The organism is Mesorhizobium sp. ArgA1, assembly GCF_053714375.1.
Window position 1 is genome coordinate 1 of the sequence record NZ_JBSKBQ010000114.1, and the last position, 758, is coordinate 758.

The 758-nt window shown below is 62.5% G+C and carries 1 protein-coding gene; it reads right to left on the bottom strand.

The window, feature by feature from the left end; all coding sequences use genetic code 11:
* The coding region (gene groEL / locus ACWGTI_RS32585) for a chaperonin GroEL (RefSeq protein ID WP_454590670.1) at nucleotides 1-758 on the bottom strand (758 nt) is incomplete at both ends.

The following is a 758-nucleotide window of genomic DNA, read 5'->3' on the forward strand; positions in this document are numbered from 1 at the left end:
TTGGAGATCGACACCTTCTTGGCGCGGCCGAGCATGTTGAGGCCGACGTTCTCGAGCTTGATGCCGAGGTCTTCCGAGATGACCTGGCCACCGGTGAGGATGGCGATGTCTTCCAGCATGGCCTTGCGGCGATCACCGAAGCCCGGCGCCTTGACGGCGGCGATCTTCAGGCCACCACGCAGCTTGTTGACGACCAGCGTGGCCAGGGCCTCGCCTTCGACGTCTTCGGAGATGATGAGCAGCGGCTTCGAGGTCTGCACGACGGCTTCGAGGACCGGCAGCATGGCCTGCAGGTTGGACAGCTTCTTCTCGTGCAGGAGGATGTAGACGTCCTCGAGCTCTGCAACCATCTTGTCGGCGTTGGTCACGAAGTAGGGCGAGAGATAGCCGCGGTCGAACTGCATGCCTTCGACGACTTCGAGTTCGGTCTCGGCGGTCTTGGCTTCCTCGACCGTGATGACGCCTTCGTTGCCGACCTTCTGCATCGCTTCGGCGATCATGGCGCCGACCGAGGCGTCGCCATTGCCGGCGATGGTGCCGACCTGGGCAACCTCTTCCGAGGTCTTGATCTTCTTGGCGTTTTTGATCAGCGTCGCGACGACGTCGATAACCGCAAGGTCGATACCGCGCTTCAGGTCCATCGGGTTCATGCCGGCGGCAACGGCCTTGTGGCCTTCCTCGACGATCGACTGCGCCAGAACGGTCGCGGTCGTGGTGCCGTCGCCGGCGATGTCGTTGGTCTTCGAAGCAACTTCGCG